Origin of the sequence: Myxococcus hansupus (assembly GCF_000280925.3) — a bacterium.
In the GTDB taxonomy this organism is placed as follows: Bacteria; Myxococcota; Myxococcia; order Myxococcales; family Myxococcaceae; genus Myxococcus; species Myxococcus hansupus.
On record NZ_CP012109.1, the window covers coordinates 2,459,393 to 2,474,889 of the forward strand.

A 15,497-nucleotide genomic window follows, 5' to 3' on the forward strand; every position below is an offset into this window, starting at 1 on the left:
ACGATGGTGGACGGTATATCGAGCGCCCCCTGGCGGCGTAAATCCCCGCGGCCCGCGCCCGCTTGCTCTATCGGCTCATTTCACCCCGGGGACGCTCAACTGGGTCTGCTGACTCTGGCCCAGCCACGTATCGCGCCCCAACTGACTGGGCTCCTGGGTCGACAGCCGGAACTGGTGCTGCACGCCCTCGGTGAGCCCCAGCTCCAAATCGTACTCCAGGGGGTCCCTCACGAAGAGGGCCACCACCTCCCGCACCAGCGGCAAGAGGTCCCCCTCCTGCATCAGCCGCTTGTAGGCGCGTGGTGGCAGGGGCCGGATGTGGATTTGAATCTTCCCCGTCCGGTCGAAGGCCTTGCCCCCCAGCAGCATGTTGCGACCCAGTTGGTGGTTGGAGTGGCCCAGCCGCGCCCGCGCGTCGATGTCCACCCAGCGGCCCACGAACTGCCGCACCGAGACGCGCGCGCCCTCCAGGTCCTCGCCCAGCACGTCCTCGAGCGCGACCTCCAACTGCTCGGAGGTCCTCGCCCGGCTGGCCAGCAGCGGGGCAATGCGCAGCAGCCGCCAGGTCGGCAGGGTGCCGTCCAGCGCCTTCTCGTAGGTGTCGAAGCCGCCCAGCGCGAGCAGTCGCCGGGACCACTGGTCCGAGAACGACGTGTCCGTCTCGCTGGAGACGCGGTACTTCGACTCGATGCGGTACAGCAGTGACAGCAGGCGGTGGTGGAAGAGGTCCAGGAACTCACGCCGCGCGGGGTGGTCCGGGTCCTCCTGCGCCACTTCCTCCGCCAGGTAGTGCGGGAGGGGACTCACCGAGCCCGTCAGGCCCAGGAAGCGCGTCACCACCTCGAACAGGGGCCGCTTCGAGTACGGGTCCTCCGCCCGGACTGGCACCGAGTGCAGCGACACCGCGCTCAGGTCGCCCGAGGAGAACCCCAGGGACGGGTCGTGCCGGAAGCGGATCATCTCCTCGTTGACGGGGCCCGCCCCGCCCACGCGCGTCGCCTCCGACGTCAGCCGCTCCAGGAAGGCCACCAGGGGGAAGAAGCCCACCTGGGGCGCAACCTCGGTCAGTCGCCGGGCCGCTTCTACAAAAGCGTCTGGGAGCCGTTCCTCGGAAGCCACGCGAACTCCGTCTGCGAGGGGTGAAGCCGGATGCTCAGCTCGTTGAAGGAGTTGATGGTGACGTGGGACGCGAGCAGCTCCTCCAGCACGCAGCCGAAGAGGAACGAGTCGCCCACGCCCATGAAGTTCTCCTCGTCCAGGTCCACCCTCGTGCGGTGGCCTCGCAGCGGCGCGCCCTCCAGGAAGCGCGTCACCGGCTTCGTCTCCACCGCGCGGATGGAGTTGATGCGCAGGCGGCTGGCGCGCGCGGACAGGTTGTCGGTGAGCGAGTGGAAGTTGTACAGGTCCATCAGTCGCCGCAGCGCCGCCGCGTCCGCCAGCGAGTGCTGGTTGATGGCCAGATGCGAGAGCAGGCGCCAGTGGAGCTCCGAGCCCAGGGGCGCGCGCGCCGGGCGGCTCACCGGCGAGATGTTCTTGAACTTCGCCTGCGTAGGGCTGGCGGACGTGGAGACGACGAGGTCACCCACCTGCAGCCGCGAGGGCAGCGAGCGGTTGGTGCACGTCAGGTCCATGGAGAGCGCCTCCTCGGAGTTCAAGTCCGGGACGACGTTTCGCGGGGTCTCCAGGGCGATGTACGTGTCGATGCCTTCGTCCAGCGGCGAGGTCGCCCGGCGCAACCGGAAGAAGGCCTGCTCCGCGGCGCCACCCGCGGTGTGGGTGAACTCGTGGAAGGGCCGGTACACGCGCCGCTCGTTGCGCCCCGCCTTGAGGCCCGTGACGGAGTCCACCGAGTAGATTTCCGCGTGGTTGGGCGGCAGGTCGGACGCGCGCAGCAGGTGCTCTCCGTCCAGCGTGTGGTGGAGGACGGGGTCGGCCGGCACGCTGAAGAGATTCACCGCCGGCGCGCAGTGGAGTCGGAACATCTCCCGGTGGATGCGCGCGTCCAGGGGTGGCGGGCGCTCCAGGTGGAAGGAAATCTCGAAGCGGTCCTCCTTCAGCCCCGCGGCGGCGTCCAGTCCTCGCACCTCGAAGAACAGGAACTTCTCCGGCAGCGTCAGGTACTCCTGGAGGTGCCGGTAGCCCTCGCTGGCGCGCGGCCAGGGCAGCAGCTTGAAGTCCCGGTCGAAGCCCACCGGATGGAGGGCGTTCGCCGGCAGCTTGATGCCGTCACCCTGGGCCGCCACGCCGCGCACGCGCACCTGGCGGCAGTAGCGCAGCAGCCACAGCAGGACGACGGACGCGGCGGACATCTCGGTGTGGATGAACAGGCGCAGGCCCTGCTCGCGAAAGACCTCCGCGCGGCCCTGTTCGGTCGTCTGGAAGTACAGCCGCAGCACCGGCGACGTGAGCGAGGAGCGGTCCAGCAGCGCGTCGGTGAGCTGCACGGGCAGCAGGTCCACGTCCGTGGTGGTGCGGAAGACGCAGGAGGTGCCGTCAATGGGCTGCGAGGCCACCTCCGCCCCGGCGGCCAGCCGCGAGCGGCCGCGCAGCGCGCGCAGGTGGGGGGTGAACTCGACGATGGTGGAGGCCGGCAGCGGGCGCAGGTAGTGCGGCAGCAGCAGCTCCGTGAGCCCGTGCACCAGCTCCGGGACGTCGTCGTCCACCCGTTCGCGGATGCGGGCCGCGAGGAACGCGAAGCCCTCCAGCAGCCGCTCCACGTCCGGGTCCGCGCCGCGCTCCACCAACAGGCCCGCGACGGAGGGGTTGGCCAACCCGAAGGCCCGCCCCATCTCCCGCAGGTACGACAACTCACTCAGGTAGTACTTGCTGAACATCCTCGCCCTCCGCCACGCACCCCTGGATTCAAGCGCTCACCACAGGTCCACGCGACCACCCGGATGCACCTGGGTGTGGAACCGTACCAGTCCCTTGCGATCCCGGGTCGCCAGTTGGGCGGTGATGTCGAAGCGCAGCGCCGTCGGGTCGACGGTGTCCTCGCTGTGCGTCACCACCACGCTCTTCAATCGCGGCTCGAAATCCTGGATGGCCGTCCGGATGGACTGCGTCATCCGAGGAATGGCCGCCGGGTACGAATGGACGATGTCATTCAGGTCCAGGATTCCGTAGCCCGGCGACGCCACGGACTCCCCTCTGCGCGTGTTGAGCAGACTGCGCAGGTGCTCGGCGATGGATTCGACGACGTCGCCAGACGGGGCGAGCGAGCCGTTGCCTTCAGCGATGCGCGACAGCAGCCCTCGGGTGCCCATGGAGTCTCGTCAGCAGCAGGGTACCCCACCGCCGGCCGCCCGCGTTGCCAACTGCACGGACGGCCGGTGGAGGGAAGAACATCAACGCTGGGCGTCCCAGGTGTCCAGGTGCGTGACGCCGCCCTGGGTGATGGTCCAGGAGATGGAGTGGAACACGATGCTGATGTTCTCCAGCGGGGGCGAGTTGCTGCTCGCCGGGACGAAGGCGTTCGGCACCGTCTGCTGGATGGCGTTGATGCGCGCCTTCTTGATTTCCACCGTGTAGAACTGCTCGGTGGTGCCGTCGCCCGTGGGGTTCGGGCGGAAGAACTTGAAGGTCGCGTCGATGACCTGGTTCTCGCAGAGGGCCTTCATCAGCAGCGGCGACGACTTGTCGATGCGCTTGGTGATTTCGATGCCCTCGTACTGGCGGCGGCCCGTCGCCAGACCGGAGCCGGACTCGCGAGCGGTGAAAACCTTCTGGCTGTACGACACGCACTCGATGGAGTCCGCGCGTCCCAGGCTGGTCTGCGTGCTGTCGCCCTTGATGTCCGTCCCGTTCGCCTTCAGGTACAGGTGTACTGATTCAGCCATGACTTCAACCTCTTCGCGTTGCGCGCGTTGGCGCGTTGATGGACCCAGGCTCACCGTGAGCCTGGGCTTGTTGGAGCCCCTAAACTAGCTGAAATGACCGACGCTGGGTGAAACGGGCTCTACTCCTTGTCCAACTTACCGACGAGGGACAGGGTGAACGAAGCGCCCATGTACTTGAAGTGGGGGCGCACCTGCAGACCGCAGCGGTACCAACCCGGCTGACCCTCCACGTCCTCCACCACCACGCGCGCGGCGCGCAGCGGACGGCGTGAGCGGACGGCGGGCGCGGGGTCGTCCATGTCGGAGACGTACTGGCTGAGCCACTGGTTCAGCTCACGCTCCAGGTCGGCCTTCTCCTTCCAGCTTCCAATCTGCTCGCGCTGCAGCACTTTGATGTAGTGCGCCAGGCGCGTCATGATGAACATGTAGGGAAGCTGCGTGCCCAGGCGGTAGTTGGTCTCCGCCGCCTTGCCCTCGGGCGTGTTGCCGAAGAACTTGGGCTTCTGCGTGGAGTTGGCGCTGAAGAAGGCCGCGTTGTCCGAGTCCTTGCGGAAGACGAGCCCGATGAAGCCCTCTTCGGAGAGCTCGAACTCGCGCCGCTCGGTGAGCATGATTTCGGTGGGAATCTTGGTCTGGATTTCCCCCATGGCCTCGTACTGGTGCAGCGGCAGGTTCTCCACCGCGCCACCGGACTGGGGACCAATGATGTTCGGGCCCCAGCGGAACTTGGCGAACGAGTCCACCACGCGGCTCGTCATCGCCACGGAGGCGTGACCCCACAGGTAGCGCTCGTGGTGACCCACGATGTCCTCGGTGAAGTTGAAGGCCTTCACCGGAATCGTCTTCTCACCGTAGGGCAGGCGGAGCAGGAAGCGCGGCAGCGCCAGGCCCACGTAGCGCGCGTCCTCGCTCTCGCGGAACGAGTGCCACCGGGCGTACTGCGGCCCCTCGAAGAGCGACTTGAGGTCCTTGAGGTCCGGCAGCTTGAGGAAGCTCTGCTCGCCGAAGACTTCCGGAGACGCGTTGCCAATGAAGGGCGCGTGCGCCATGGAGGCCACGGAAGCGCACTTGCGCAGCAGCTCCATGTCCTGCGGGCCCACGTTGAAGTCGTAGTTGGCGGAGATGACGCCGTAGGGCTTGCCGCCGAAGACGCCGTACTCGTTGGAGTACACGAGCTTGTACAGGCCGCTCTTGGTGACCTCGGGCGCGTCCTCGAAGTCCTTCTGGAGGTCTTCCTTGGAGGCGTTCAGCATCTCCACGCGGACGTTCTCGCGGAAGTCGGTGCGGTCCACCAGGAACTTCAGCGAACGCCACGACGACTCCAGCTTCTGGAACTCGGGCGCGTGGAGGATTTCGTTGACCTGTGAGGACAGGCGCTTGTCGATTTCGGCGATCATCGCGTCGACGAGCGCCTTGTCCACGCGCTCCTCGGCGCGGTTGGGCGCCAGCATCTCGGCGATGAAGGCTTGCACGCCCCGCTTGGCGACGTCGTAGCCCTCGTCCTTCGGCTTCAGCTTGGCCTCGGACAGGATTTCGTCGAGCAGGGACAGTGAGGCGTCATTGGCGACGCCCGTGGACTTCTGGGTCTGGGTCTCGTTGGCCATGGTGATTCGGTTCCCCCGGAAAGGGCTACTTGGTCTCTTCGGTCAGACCCAGTTCCTTGATGAGCGCCTTGCGGCCTTCCTCGTCGGCGAGCAGCGCCTGGAGCTTCTTGCGGAACGCCGGCAGGTTGCCCAGGGGGCCCTTGAGGGCGTTGAGCGCGCTGCGCAGCTCGAGCAGCTTCTTCAGCTCCGGCACCTGATTGACGACGCTCTCGGGCGAAAAGTCATTCAGGTTCTTGAACTGGAGCGAGACGTTCATGGTCGCGCCCGCGTCCGCGGAGAGCTTGTCGGCGGCCGTCAGGGTGACCTTGAGGTTCTGCTGGGACATGACCTCGTTGAAGTTGCCCTTGTCCACGTTGATGGGGGCCCGCTGCTCCAGCGGACGCGTGTCTTCCTGGCCCGTGAAGTCGCCCAGCATCAGCACCTTCAAAGGCAGCTCCACCTGCTCCTGGGAGTTGCCGGTGGCGGGCTTGTAGACGATGTTGACGCGCTCGGTTGGGGCGACGGAACTCTCTTTGCTCATCTGCGGCTTTCTCCTTGAGAACTGCGTAGAAGACGCGGGCGTCGCATGGGAGAGAGCTTCGCCGCGGTACGACCGGGGTTCTTCAAGCGCCGACGCGCAGCGTGGCGGAAGAGTCCAACAACGCTAGACGACGATACCGGTTTCGAAATTTCACTGCCACCGGTCCGGATTCCTTTTCCGTGACGGTTCGCGTCTGCAACCATCCTTCCAGACACGCGGCGGCCAACACCGGCTCCCAGGTGTCCAGCGAATGAGCAGTGACCTCTTCGTCCAGCGCGTCGAAGACGGCGCGCGCGAGTGGCAAGTGTCCCGCATTGGCACACAGCCGCGCCAGCTCCAATCGGGCGATGAAGCGATTCCGTCCCGTGCTGGCGGAGGCCACCGCGACCTGCAACCGCGTAACAGCCTCGTGGACACGGCCCTCCGCGAGCAAGCTGCGGGCTTCCGCTTCGAGCGCCGATGCTTCGACAGGGCCCGCGGGGCCCAGGGAGAGGGGCGCCAGGGCCAGCGGGGTGGAGGCCACGGCCGCCGGGCCAGGGGCGGGCGCGTCCGCGCGGAGGACCTCGGCGCGCAGCCAGTCGCGGGTGGCATCGTCCGTGAGAGGAGAGCCGGTGTTGGAGCGCAGCGTCTCCACGCCGGCCATCCGGCGGAGCTGGATGCCCAACTCCTGCACCAACGCGGTGCGGGCCCCCGCATGCGTCGCGCCGAGCCCTTCCAGTGACATGGCGCTGTAACGGTGGAGTGTCAGCGCGAAGCGGTGGCGCGACAGGGCGGCTTCGGATTCGTCGAGCAGCTCGCTCCAGCGCTGGTTTTGCGCCAGGACCTCCAGCTTGGCGCTCAGCGGTTCGGGCAGCGGGGGAATCGCGGTGTTGCCGGCGTCATTGGAGGTGGGCGGCTGGGACAGGTGCAGCCACAGCCCCATGCGGATGAGCCGGTAGGAGAGCGGGTCCTCCACGCTGGCGCGGCGCAGCGCACCGGCTCCGTCCAGCAGCGCGCCGCCCACGGTGCGGAGGAAGGCTGTCACGGCCTCCGCGTTGGACAGGTCCGGTGCGGAGGGAAGCTCGGGCAGGGGCGGAACTTCGACAGGCGGTGTGGCGCGCTGCGGCGTGGCGGCCGGGGCCTTGGCGTCGGTGTTGGCTTTGCCCGCAGGGGGCGCTGCATTGCCTTTGTTCGCGGCGCCGACCTGGGCCGTGTTGCTTTGGGCCGCCGCTTTATCCTGGGGCGCACTGGCTTTGGCCGGAGGCGTGTTGCCTTTGCTGGGGACGCCAGTCTTTTCGGTGTTGGCTTTGCCCTCGGCGCGGCCCGTGTCCTGCGGGGCAATGGCTTCCGTCGATGCGGAATCGCTGTCCTTGCCTCGCGAAGCCACGGCTTCGCTCGCGGCGGCGGCCGTGTCCTCGGCGGTGGATGTTGCGTCACCGGCCGTCTGGAGATGCTCGTCGGGCGCGGCGGCGGGGACCTCGGGCTCCGGCTCGGGCAGGCCCGCGCGGAGGCGGGCGATGGCGTCCTGGAGGGGGCCGAAGGCGGGGCCCATGTCCGAGAAGCGCTCGCGGGAGAGCTGGGACAGCCGCTTCAACGCGACGGAGAGCGCGTCCAGGGGCTCCGCGCTCACCGAGGACTGCTCGACGGTGGGCAGGATGCGGCCCAGGCGTTCCACGAACCAGGTCACCGCGTTGGCGCGGCCCCGCAGCCGCTTCAGCTCGGGGAAGAGGTCTGGCCAGTAGCGCTCGGTGACCTCGGCGAGCACGGTGGCGCCGGTGGCCGCGCCGTCCACGCCTTTTGTGACATACAGGCCATAGGCCATGTACGAGGCGAGCCAGAGGTCCTTGGTGGTGTGCTTGAGCAGGTCGCTCGCGCCCTCGACGACCTCATCCCAGCGCACCGCCTTGCTGGCGGGAGACTCCAGCTTCGCCACCTCCAACGCGACGGCCTCGTAGGCGGACTCGTGCTTCGCCTGGACGCCGGCGGGTGACGCACCCGGCACGGGCTCGACCCAGGGGAGGGCACGCTCGCGAAGCTGTTCGAGGGTCGGCGGCATAGGCGTGGCGGGCTTCAGCGCGCGAGCGCGCGCAACAGTTGTTCAAGGGTGGTGGAGGGCGCGTCGATGACCTGCCGCGCGGCGGCCGTGAGCCCCTTGCGCGCGTTGTCGATGGCGGCGGGACGCTCGGTGCGCAGCGGCCAGACCTGCGCGCCCGGGCGGCTGGGCTGCGCCAGCGCCAGGAAGAGGGCAGGGGAGGCCGCGCCCAGGCTGATGAGCAACCGGGGCCGTTCGCCCTCGGACCAGAAGAGGGCGGGAGGCTGGTGCGTCCAGCGCAAGAGCCGCGCGGACAGCTCCAGCCAGGCGACGGGCCCCACGCGGGGAGACAGCGGACAGTCCAGGGTGACGCCGGCCGGCGACTGCTCCTTGCCGCGCTCACCCGCGCACGCGGTGAGGAAGGTGTGCAGCGCGTAGTAGCGGCCGCCGTCCGGGGCGCCTTCCACCACCGGGCCCAGCAGGTCCACGGTGTGGTGCTCCGCCAACACGGCGTCGAGCAGCCGCTTCGCGACGCTGAAGTCGCCAGGGCCCGGCAACGGCAGCGCCGCCGCGCGTTCCAGCAACTGCGGCACCTCCAACTCCGCGGCGGTCTGGGCCAGGGTCCCCGCCGCCCGCATGAAGGGTTGGAAGGCCTCGGGCGTCAGCGCGAGCTTGGAGGCCGCGTCCGCCGAGGGCACCTCGGTGAAGATGGCCAGCGGGAAGGAGCGCCCCACGCTGTCGCGGCTGGGCGCCATCAGCCCCACCAGGGCCTGCTTCTTCCCGGGGGCGGTGAACATGAACGACACGGGCTCCGCGGGCAGCTCCACCCGCGCCCGCTGGGCCCGCTCCACTCCGCCTTCCATCCAGCCGTAGAGCTGGAGTGCCAGCGGGGTGGCCGCGTTGAAGCGGATGAACTCGGCCTGCCGGGGAGTCTTGCCCAGCAGGCCGATGCGCGACGACGGCACTGCCATCAGTGAACTCCATCCGCCGCGATGGCCTGCGGCGCGCACTCGCCCTTGCGCGCGATGCCCACCGGCGGTTGCAGCCCCGGATCCCGGAAGATGGCGAGCAGCTTGGACGTGTTGCCCGCCACGCCGAAGAACGGGTTCGCGGTGCGCTCGGGACGGAAGTCGATGGACACCAGCGCGCCGTTCATCTCTTCAATCTCCCACGTCGCCGTGAAGTAGCGGCCGTCCGCGCTGGGCTCGATGCGCTTGACGCGCTCCAGCAGGCGGAACAGACCCCATTCACCCTCGGCCTCCAGCGACGTCTCCGTGGAGCCATCCGCGCTCTGAACGGTGATGCGGGCGCCGAGCTTGCCAGCCTGACCGGGCCAGATCATCGGCTTCCACACCGTGTCCGGGCCGTTGCGGTACGTCTCGTCGGTGCCGTCCAGGGTGAGGGTGATGGTGGAGATCTGCGACGCCATGCCGTCCGCGGCGACGCCCGGACGCAGGCGCACCTGGAAGCGGACCAGCGGGTCCACCGTGTCACCGCCGGGGAACAGCGTGGTGGACAGCGCGCCCGTCTTCTCCAGGAAGGCGAGCAGGTCCGGGCGATACATGACGCCGCCCGACGAGGTGAACTCCCACCGGCGGCCCGTGGCCACCACGTCCTCCAGGAGCTGCTCCTTGACGAACTTGCGCACCTGTCCGCCCTCGGGGCGCAGGAACTCGGCGACCTCGGGCAGCGGGGCGTCCGCCTGCGACGCGCGGTCGAACGGGTACTTGCCCTTGAAGGCGTGGCTCCACGGCAGCACCACCTGGTCGTGCCACAGCTTGCTCTTGTTGCAGGCCACGCCCACGAACACCACGGAGCGCATCTCCTGGAACGGCGGGAGCAGCAGCCGCTCGAAGATGGCGACGTTGTCCGTCTGCTTGCGCACCATCATCTCCACGTTGGTGCGGGTGGACTCAATCTTGTCGAGCAGCAGGCCGGACTCGGCGGGCTTGTCCTTCACCGCCAGCAGCGTCGTCTGGACGGTGGCGAGCTGGTCCTCATAGGAATCCAGCGCGGTCAGCGACTCCTCGCCGTCCTCGGTCTTGGAGGACTCCGTCGCGAAGCGGATGAGCGAGGCGAACTCCCGCTCCACGTCGCGGGCCGTGACTTCCTGCGCGCCGGACGGCGAGTTGGCGTTCAACAGCTCCCGCTTCTGCGGGAGGGCCTTCTCCGGCTCGGAGCCGAACAACTTGCCCGCCTTGGCCAGGATGCCCGTCGCCGCCTCCGGCGGCTTCATGGACTGCTTGTCGAGCTGCACGTTGTACGTGAGGGCGCGGAACAGCCGGCCATAGGGCTTGGGCTTGCCGCGCGTCAGGTTCGTCAGCAGGCTCTCCATCTGCGTCAGGTTCTCCGGCGCCTGCACCCGGATGGAGCCGAGGAAGTCCCGCCACTCCTGGGTATAGGCCTCGAAGTAGCGCGTGCGCAGCTCACGGCGCGAGCCGACCGTGTCCACCTTCTCGTCGCGGTCGAGCACCCACGATTGCTGGTCCTGGAAGGCCAGGTCCAGCCGCTCGCGGATGACGTCGTCGTAGGCCTTGCGCGTGAAGGCGCCCCGTACCCGCGCCGACGCGTTCATTTGCGGCACCGAGCCCACGAGCTGGTCCAGCGTCACGTCCGGGTACGCGCCGCTCATGTTGGCCACGAGCTGCGCCAGCTCCAGCCGGACCAGGGGCACATTGTTGAGGGAGCGCCGCGCCGACTGCACCACGCCGGTGACACGGCCGAAGGCGATGCGCTGGTCCCTGGCGGGCTTCTGCTCCTCGGCGAGCATCTGCTCGTTGGCGAGCATCAGCAGGAACGTCTCCGCGTGGTTCGCCACGGCCCGCTCGTCCACCGTGTCACCGCGCACGCGCTTCCAGTGCTTGACGATTTCGTCCTGGAGCCACTTTCGCTGCGTCTCGTCCAGCTCGGGCTCGCGTGACTCTCTGGGCGTCGTCACCAGCAGGTACATCTTCAAGTCATCGAAGTACTGTCGGTAGGCGTCAAAGTGCTTGCTGTAATCCTCGTCGCTGCGCACCGTCAGGAGGTCCGGGTTCTTCCCGAAGCTGTCCAGCCGCTGCTGGATGAGCTCGAACTGCTTGCCCAGCAGCACCCGGCGCAAGGCCGCGTTGTAGAACTGGCGCGCCTGGGGGAGCAGCTTCTGTCCCTGGTAGAGACCGAAGCGCATGAACACCGGGGCGTTGCTCTTCTCGTACTCGGTCAGCTCCTGGAGCCGGTTGCGCAGGGGAATCAGGTCCTCGACGCGGCGGATGTCGTCGCGCGGGTCCAGGTTGACGCTGGTGATGGCCTCGGTGACGGCCTCCGCGAGGTTGCGGTTCTTGAAGAAGGAGACCGTGGGCAGTGACAGCAGCAGCGCCGTGGCGACGGAGGCGGCGCTGGCCAGGATCATCCGCTGCCGGCGCACCCTCGCTTCCTCCAGCGAGCTGCGCACCGCCACCTGCTGGTCCTGGAACATCACCTTGGTGAAGACGTCCCAGAGGAAGTAGCTACGGCCGTCGGTGGCTCCGTCCGTCTGCGCCCGGCCGTTGGTGCTGCCGAAGATTTCCGCCGCGGACGGGGACACCTTGTCCGTCGCGCGCAGCTCCTGCGTGCCGCTGTTGAAGTACAGGCCGCGGAAGACGGGCGTGTCCTGGAACACGTTCTCCATGAAGAGCGGCTGGAGGAACTCCGCCAGGTTCTTCCGGAGCGCGTCGAACTTCTGCGGGAAGCTGTAGATGTTCTCGCGCGTCTCCAGCCGGCGCTCCTGGCCCAGCCGGCGCAACGAGCGCTGCTCCAGCACGGAGAGCATCTGGTCGAAGCGCTCGCGGAACAGGTCCGTGCTCGCCTCGCGCTGCTGGTCCAGTGGCACCGTGAAGCCCCAGATCTGCCCGCGCTCCACGCGCGACAGGTCGGAGAACATCTCCACGAAGCCGGGCAGCAGGTCGCACTTGGTGATCATCACGTAGACCGGCACGAGCATCTTCAGCCGGGCGGTGATTTCATCCAGGCGCTCGCGGATGGTCTGCCCCATCTCGCCCACGGCCTGCGGGTCCGCGTTCAGCAGCTCGCTGACGCTGATGGCCACGATGAGGCCGTTGATGGGACGGCCGGGGCGGTGCTTCGCCACCGTGTCGAGGAAGGCCAGCCACTCCGGCCGGTCCTCCTCCGCGCTGGTGTAGCGGCCCGCTGTGTCGAGCAGCACGGCCTCGTTGGTCAGCCACCAGTCGCAGTTGCGCGTGCCACCCACGCCGCGCACGCCGCCGCGCGCGGAGAGGTAGGGGAACTTGAGCCCCGAGTTGCGCAGCGCGGTGCTCTTGCCCGCGCCCGGAGGGCCGACGATGAGGTACCAGGGCAGCACCGCCAGCGCGTCCTTGCCACCGCGTGCCAGCTTGGACGCCTTGAGGGCCTCCACCGCCTTGGTGAACTCGGCCTGCATGGCCTTGATTTCGGGCTGCAGGTCCGGCCGCACCGTGGTGGCCTGCTCATCCGCCTGTGCCGCCAGCGCGCCTTCCAGCTTCTTGGCGGCGGCGCGCGCGCGGATGCGCTTGATGACCCACACGATGCCCACGGCCAGCAGGCCCGCCAGCGCGGCGATGATGGCCGCCTGTTGGACCGTGAAGCCCAGGTAGTTCAGCAGGGCGAACATCGGCGCGCCGATGCCCAACAGCGGTAACAGGTACATCATCACTGCGCCCCTCCTGTCGCTTGCGTCTGAGTGGCGCTGGTGGCGGTGTTGCGCGCCGCGTGGACCTCGATGCGGCTGCGCAGCTCGCCAATCTTGTCGTTCATGAAGAACTGCAGCACGCCGTAGAAGAGGACGGCCACTGCGAGCGCCGCCGCGGAGATGCCCAACGTCGACACCTTCTTGTGCTTGGAGAGCAGGGACTCGGTCGGCCGGTCACCGTGCGGAGACAGCACGTCGAAGTCGAAGGGCCGCGCGCGCTCCAAGTCCTTCTGCACCGTGTCGATGAGCGTCATCAGCTCCAGCTCGCCGCCGCGGATGCGGTAGCGGCCCTGGAAGCCGAAGAGCATGCACAGGTAGTAGACCTGCAGCACCTCGTGCCGGTGCGGGTCCTTGCGCACGGTGTTGAGGCGCGCGAAGAAGCCGTCACCGGCGACGTTCTCATTGAAGTAGTGGAGCTGCAGGGGCATCCAGAGCTGCCGGTACTCCTCGGGCCGGCCCAGGACGATCTCGTCGATGAGCGCGACCAGCGCGTAGGCCATGTCTTGGGCGTCCTGATGGCTGAAGCCCAGCACGGCGGCGCGCCGCAGCGTCTCATCCACCACCCCGCGCAGCCGGTGGTGCAGCGTCTCGGGCGGGGGCACCGCCGAGGCCTCCGAATTGCGCAACTGGATGGCGGCGTCGAAACAATCCTTGGTGGCTTCGGTGACTCGGTCCATGGGCGGCTCGGGGCGTCAGCGATTGGCGGTGGGAACCGCGAGCAGTTCCACGGTCGTTCGGCTCGCGTCGAACGGCTGCGGCAGGTAGATGGCGAGGTTCCGGTCGCGCATCACGTTCCGCCAGTAGCCGTCGTTCATCGAAAGGCTGAAGTAGACGGTGCCCGGCTGCACCGGAATCTCCGGCGGCGGACGGTACGTCACCGACAGCGGCACGCCCGGGGCGGCGGCCTGCACCAGCGAGCGGATGTCCTCCCACGCGGCCACCTTGGACAGCTTGGGCAGTTGTTCGGCCACCACGCGCTCGGGCAGATCGCTGCGCACCGCGAGGATGAAGTGACCGCAGCGCTCCAGCCGCTCGTCCTCCAGCCGTCCGCGGAACATGCCGTCCGTGCCCGCGGGCAGCTCCACCGACAGGCACTGCTCCAGCGCCACCGAGCGCATCAGCTCGGAGAGGCGGCGGAACAGGTCCTCGAAGGTGCCGCGCAGGTTCGTGAACTGGAAGCTCGGCAGCGTGGACGGGTCCGCGCTGGCGGAGAAGGTGCACAACTGCCCCGCGCACTGCACCAGCGCCAGGTACAAATCCCGGGGACGCAGGTTGCCCGCGTCCAGCGCGTGCTGGAGGAAGGGGATGGTGCCGTTGAGCGCGTTGAGCTCCAGGAAGAGCGTCACGTCGCCCGCGGTGAACTCCAGCGAGGACGCGTCGCGGTGCCGCCGCCGCGAGGCGAGCTGGCGCTGCTTGGACACCATGAGCCGCAGCATCGTGCGCAGCTCGTTCATGATGTACGCGGACGCGTCGATGCGCAGGCACGACGGGATGAACGACTCGACGAGCGTCAGGTTGCCGGAGCGGTCTCGCGACAGCTCGCACAGCTTGATGGCCTCGAAGTCGTCGCGCGGCTCGGTGCCGAAGAGCAGCCGCACGTTGCGCTGTCCGAACGCCACCTGCGAGATGGAGGTGGACGCCGTCAGGTCGCTGACGGGCCGCGAGGCGGGGGAGTAGCGAGGACTGTTGCCCAGCCGCTCGCCGCTGCCAATGCTCTCCACGCCGCTGCGCTCGCGCGGCACGCCCAGGAACACGTCCAGGGTGCGCTGGGCCGGCGGGAAGTAGCCGTCCGCGGGCCGCGCGGGCGGGGCTTCCGCGTCACCGGCCTCGAAGGAGACGGGGAGGCCGTCCGGGAGGATGCCCACGAAGTGGGAGAGCTGTACCTGGCCGGCGCGCAGCGCCTCCATGTCCAGCTCCAGCGCCACCACGCCCCATGGGTAGGGCTCGAGCGAAGCCAGGCGCTGATCCAGCAGTTGCTCGTGGTAGAGGTCCTGCTGCTGGAGGTGGTGGGGGCTCATGAACATGCCCTCCGACCACACGACACGCTGCACGGACTTCATACACCTCTCCGCGGCGACGCGGTGTCGCCAGCTTGGGGTTGGAGCCGAGGCTCCGGCGCCTGCGTCATGGGCCGGAGCATCAAGTCGATCTGATAGCCTTGCAGCCGGTAGCGGAAGACGTCGTCGCCCGACTTGGGGTCGCCCTGGTCACCCGCGGGGCGCTCCACGCAGCGCGCCTCCTCCACCACGGGCAACACCGCCACTGTGCGCCACGAGTAACCCAGGGGCTGCCGGAAGTGCCCCATGGCCATGACGAAGCGGGCCTTGGGATCACGCTGCACCCAGCGCTTCACCTGCCGGCCCGGGGGAATCACCACCTCGGCCACCTGGAGCAGGTCCTCCTTGAGGAACTCCTCCGGCTTGCCCCACAGGTCCTTGAAGCCCGCGCGCTCCAGCCGGACGCTGTCCTTGAGTTGGACGATCTGCACCACGGTGGGCAGCGAGCGTCCGCGGGCATCCGGGTTGAGTTGCTCCGACGCATCCACCACCACCTGGAACGGTGGCGGCGTCTCACACGCCTGGGGCACGCGCTTCACACAGCCCGCGTTCCCGCCCAAGGCGGCCGCGAGCGCGATGACCACACCCCACCGAAGGTTCCGGCCCGTCTTCCCCTCCCGGCCGGCGCCTGTGTGTCCTAGCGCCAAGATTTGCATTCCTTGAAAGAACGCACGGACCGTCGGAACGTCCGTGCGAAGCGTAAACTGCCAGACAGGACGGACAGGACACAAGCCACACCCCCGCGGGCTGGTCCCCTGCTTGCT

12 protein-coding genes are annotated in these 15,497 nt (G+C 68.4%); all 12 read right to left on the reverse strand.

Features of this window, described 5'->3' with window-relative positions:
* Window positions 1-75: 75 nt before the first annotated feature.
* A complete protein-coding gene (tssG, locus tag A176_RS10025; protein ID WP_002639855.1) occupies window positions 76-1,119 on the reverse strand; it encodes a type VI secretion system baseplate subunit TssG in 1,044 nt (347 codons plus the stop codon).
* On the reverse strand, window positions 1,083-2,834 hold the full coding sequence (gene tssF / locus A176_RS10030; RefSeq protein ID WP_002639856.1) for a type VI secretion system baseplate subunit TssF: 1,752 nt from the start codon (window positions 2,832-2,834) through the stop codon (window positions 1,083-1,085). Before tssF ends, tssG begins: the two co-directional genes overlap by 37 nt.
* Before the next feature lie 36 nt (window positions 2,835-2,870).
* Window positions 2,871-3,266: a type VI secretion system baseplate subunit TssE gene (gene tssE, locus A176_RS10035; protein ID WP_002639857.1), complete on the reverse strand. Its 396-nt coding sequence runs from the start codon at window positions 3,264-3,266 to the stop codon at window positions 2,871-2,873.
* Window positions 3,267-3,347: 81 nt separating this feature from the next.
* A complete protein-coding gene (locus A176_RS10040; protein WP_002639858.1) occupies window positions 3,348-3,839 on the reverse strand; it encodes an Hcp family type VI secretion system effector in 492 nt (163 codons plus the stop codon).
* Window positions 3,840-3,958: 119 nt separating this feature from the next.
* A complete protein-coding gene (gene tssC, locus A176_RS10045) occupies window positions 3,959-5,443 on the reverse strand; it encodes a type VI secretion system contractile sheath large subunit (protein WP_002639859.1) in 1,485 nt (494 codons plus the stop codon).
* Window positions 5,444-5,468: 25 nt separating this feature from the next.
* Window positions 5,469-5,963, reverse strand: a complete 495-nt coding sequence (tssB, locus tag A176_RS10050) for a type VI secretion system contractile sheath small subunit (RefSeq protein ID WP_002639860.1) — start codon at window positions 5,961-5,963, stop codon at window positions 5,469-5,471.
* An 82-nt stretch (window positions 5,964-6,045) separates the two neighbouring features.
* Window positions 6,046-7,998, reverse strand: a complete 1,953-nt coding sequence (tssA, locus tag A176_RS10055) for a type VI secretion system protein TssA (RefSeq protein ID WP_002639861.1) — start codon at window positions 7,996-7,998, stop codon at window positions 6,046-6,048.
* 14 nt (window positions 7,999-8,012) lie between these two features.
* Window positions 8,013-8,945, reverse strand: coding sequence for a type VI secretion system-associated protein TagF (tagF, locus tag A176_RS10060; protein ID WP_002639862.1), 933 nt, complete (start codon window positions 8,943-8,945; stop codon window positions 8,013-8,015).
* Window positions 8,945-12,637 (reverse strand): type VI secretion system membrane subunit TssM, encoded by a 3,693-nt coding sequence (gene tssM / locus A176_RS10065; protein ID WP_226994268.1) that lies wholly within the window; start codon window positions 12,635-12,637, stop codon window positions 8,945-8,947. Before tssM ends, tagF begins: the two co-directional genes overlap by 1 nt.
* Window positions 12,637-13,353 (reverse strand): DotU family type IV/VI secretion system protein, encoded by a 717-nt coding sequence (locus tag A176_RS10070; RefSeq protein WP_002639864.1) that lies wholly within the window; start codon window positions 13,351-13,353, stop codon window positions 12,637-12,639. Before A176_RS10070 ends, tssM begins: the two co-directional genes overlap by 1 nt.
* A gap of 15 nt (window positions 13,354-13,368) precedes the next feature.
* Window positions 13,369-14,736, reverse strand: coding sequence for a type VI secretion system baseplate subunit TssK (gene tssK / locus A176_RS10075; protein WP_002639865.1), 1,368 nt, complete (start codon window positions 14,734-14,736; stop codon window positions 13,369-13,371).
* A complete protein-coding gene (tssJ, locus tag A176_RS10080) occupies window positions 14,733-15,380 on the reverse strand; it encodes a type VI secretion system lipoprotein TssJ (RefSeq protein WP_226994269.1) in 648 nt (215 codons plus the stop codon). The genes tssK and tssJ overlap by 4 nt, the downstream gene beginning before the upstream one ends.
* Window positions 15,381-15,497: the final 117 nt, after the last annotated feature.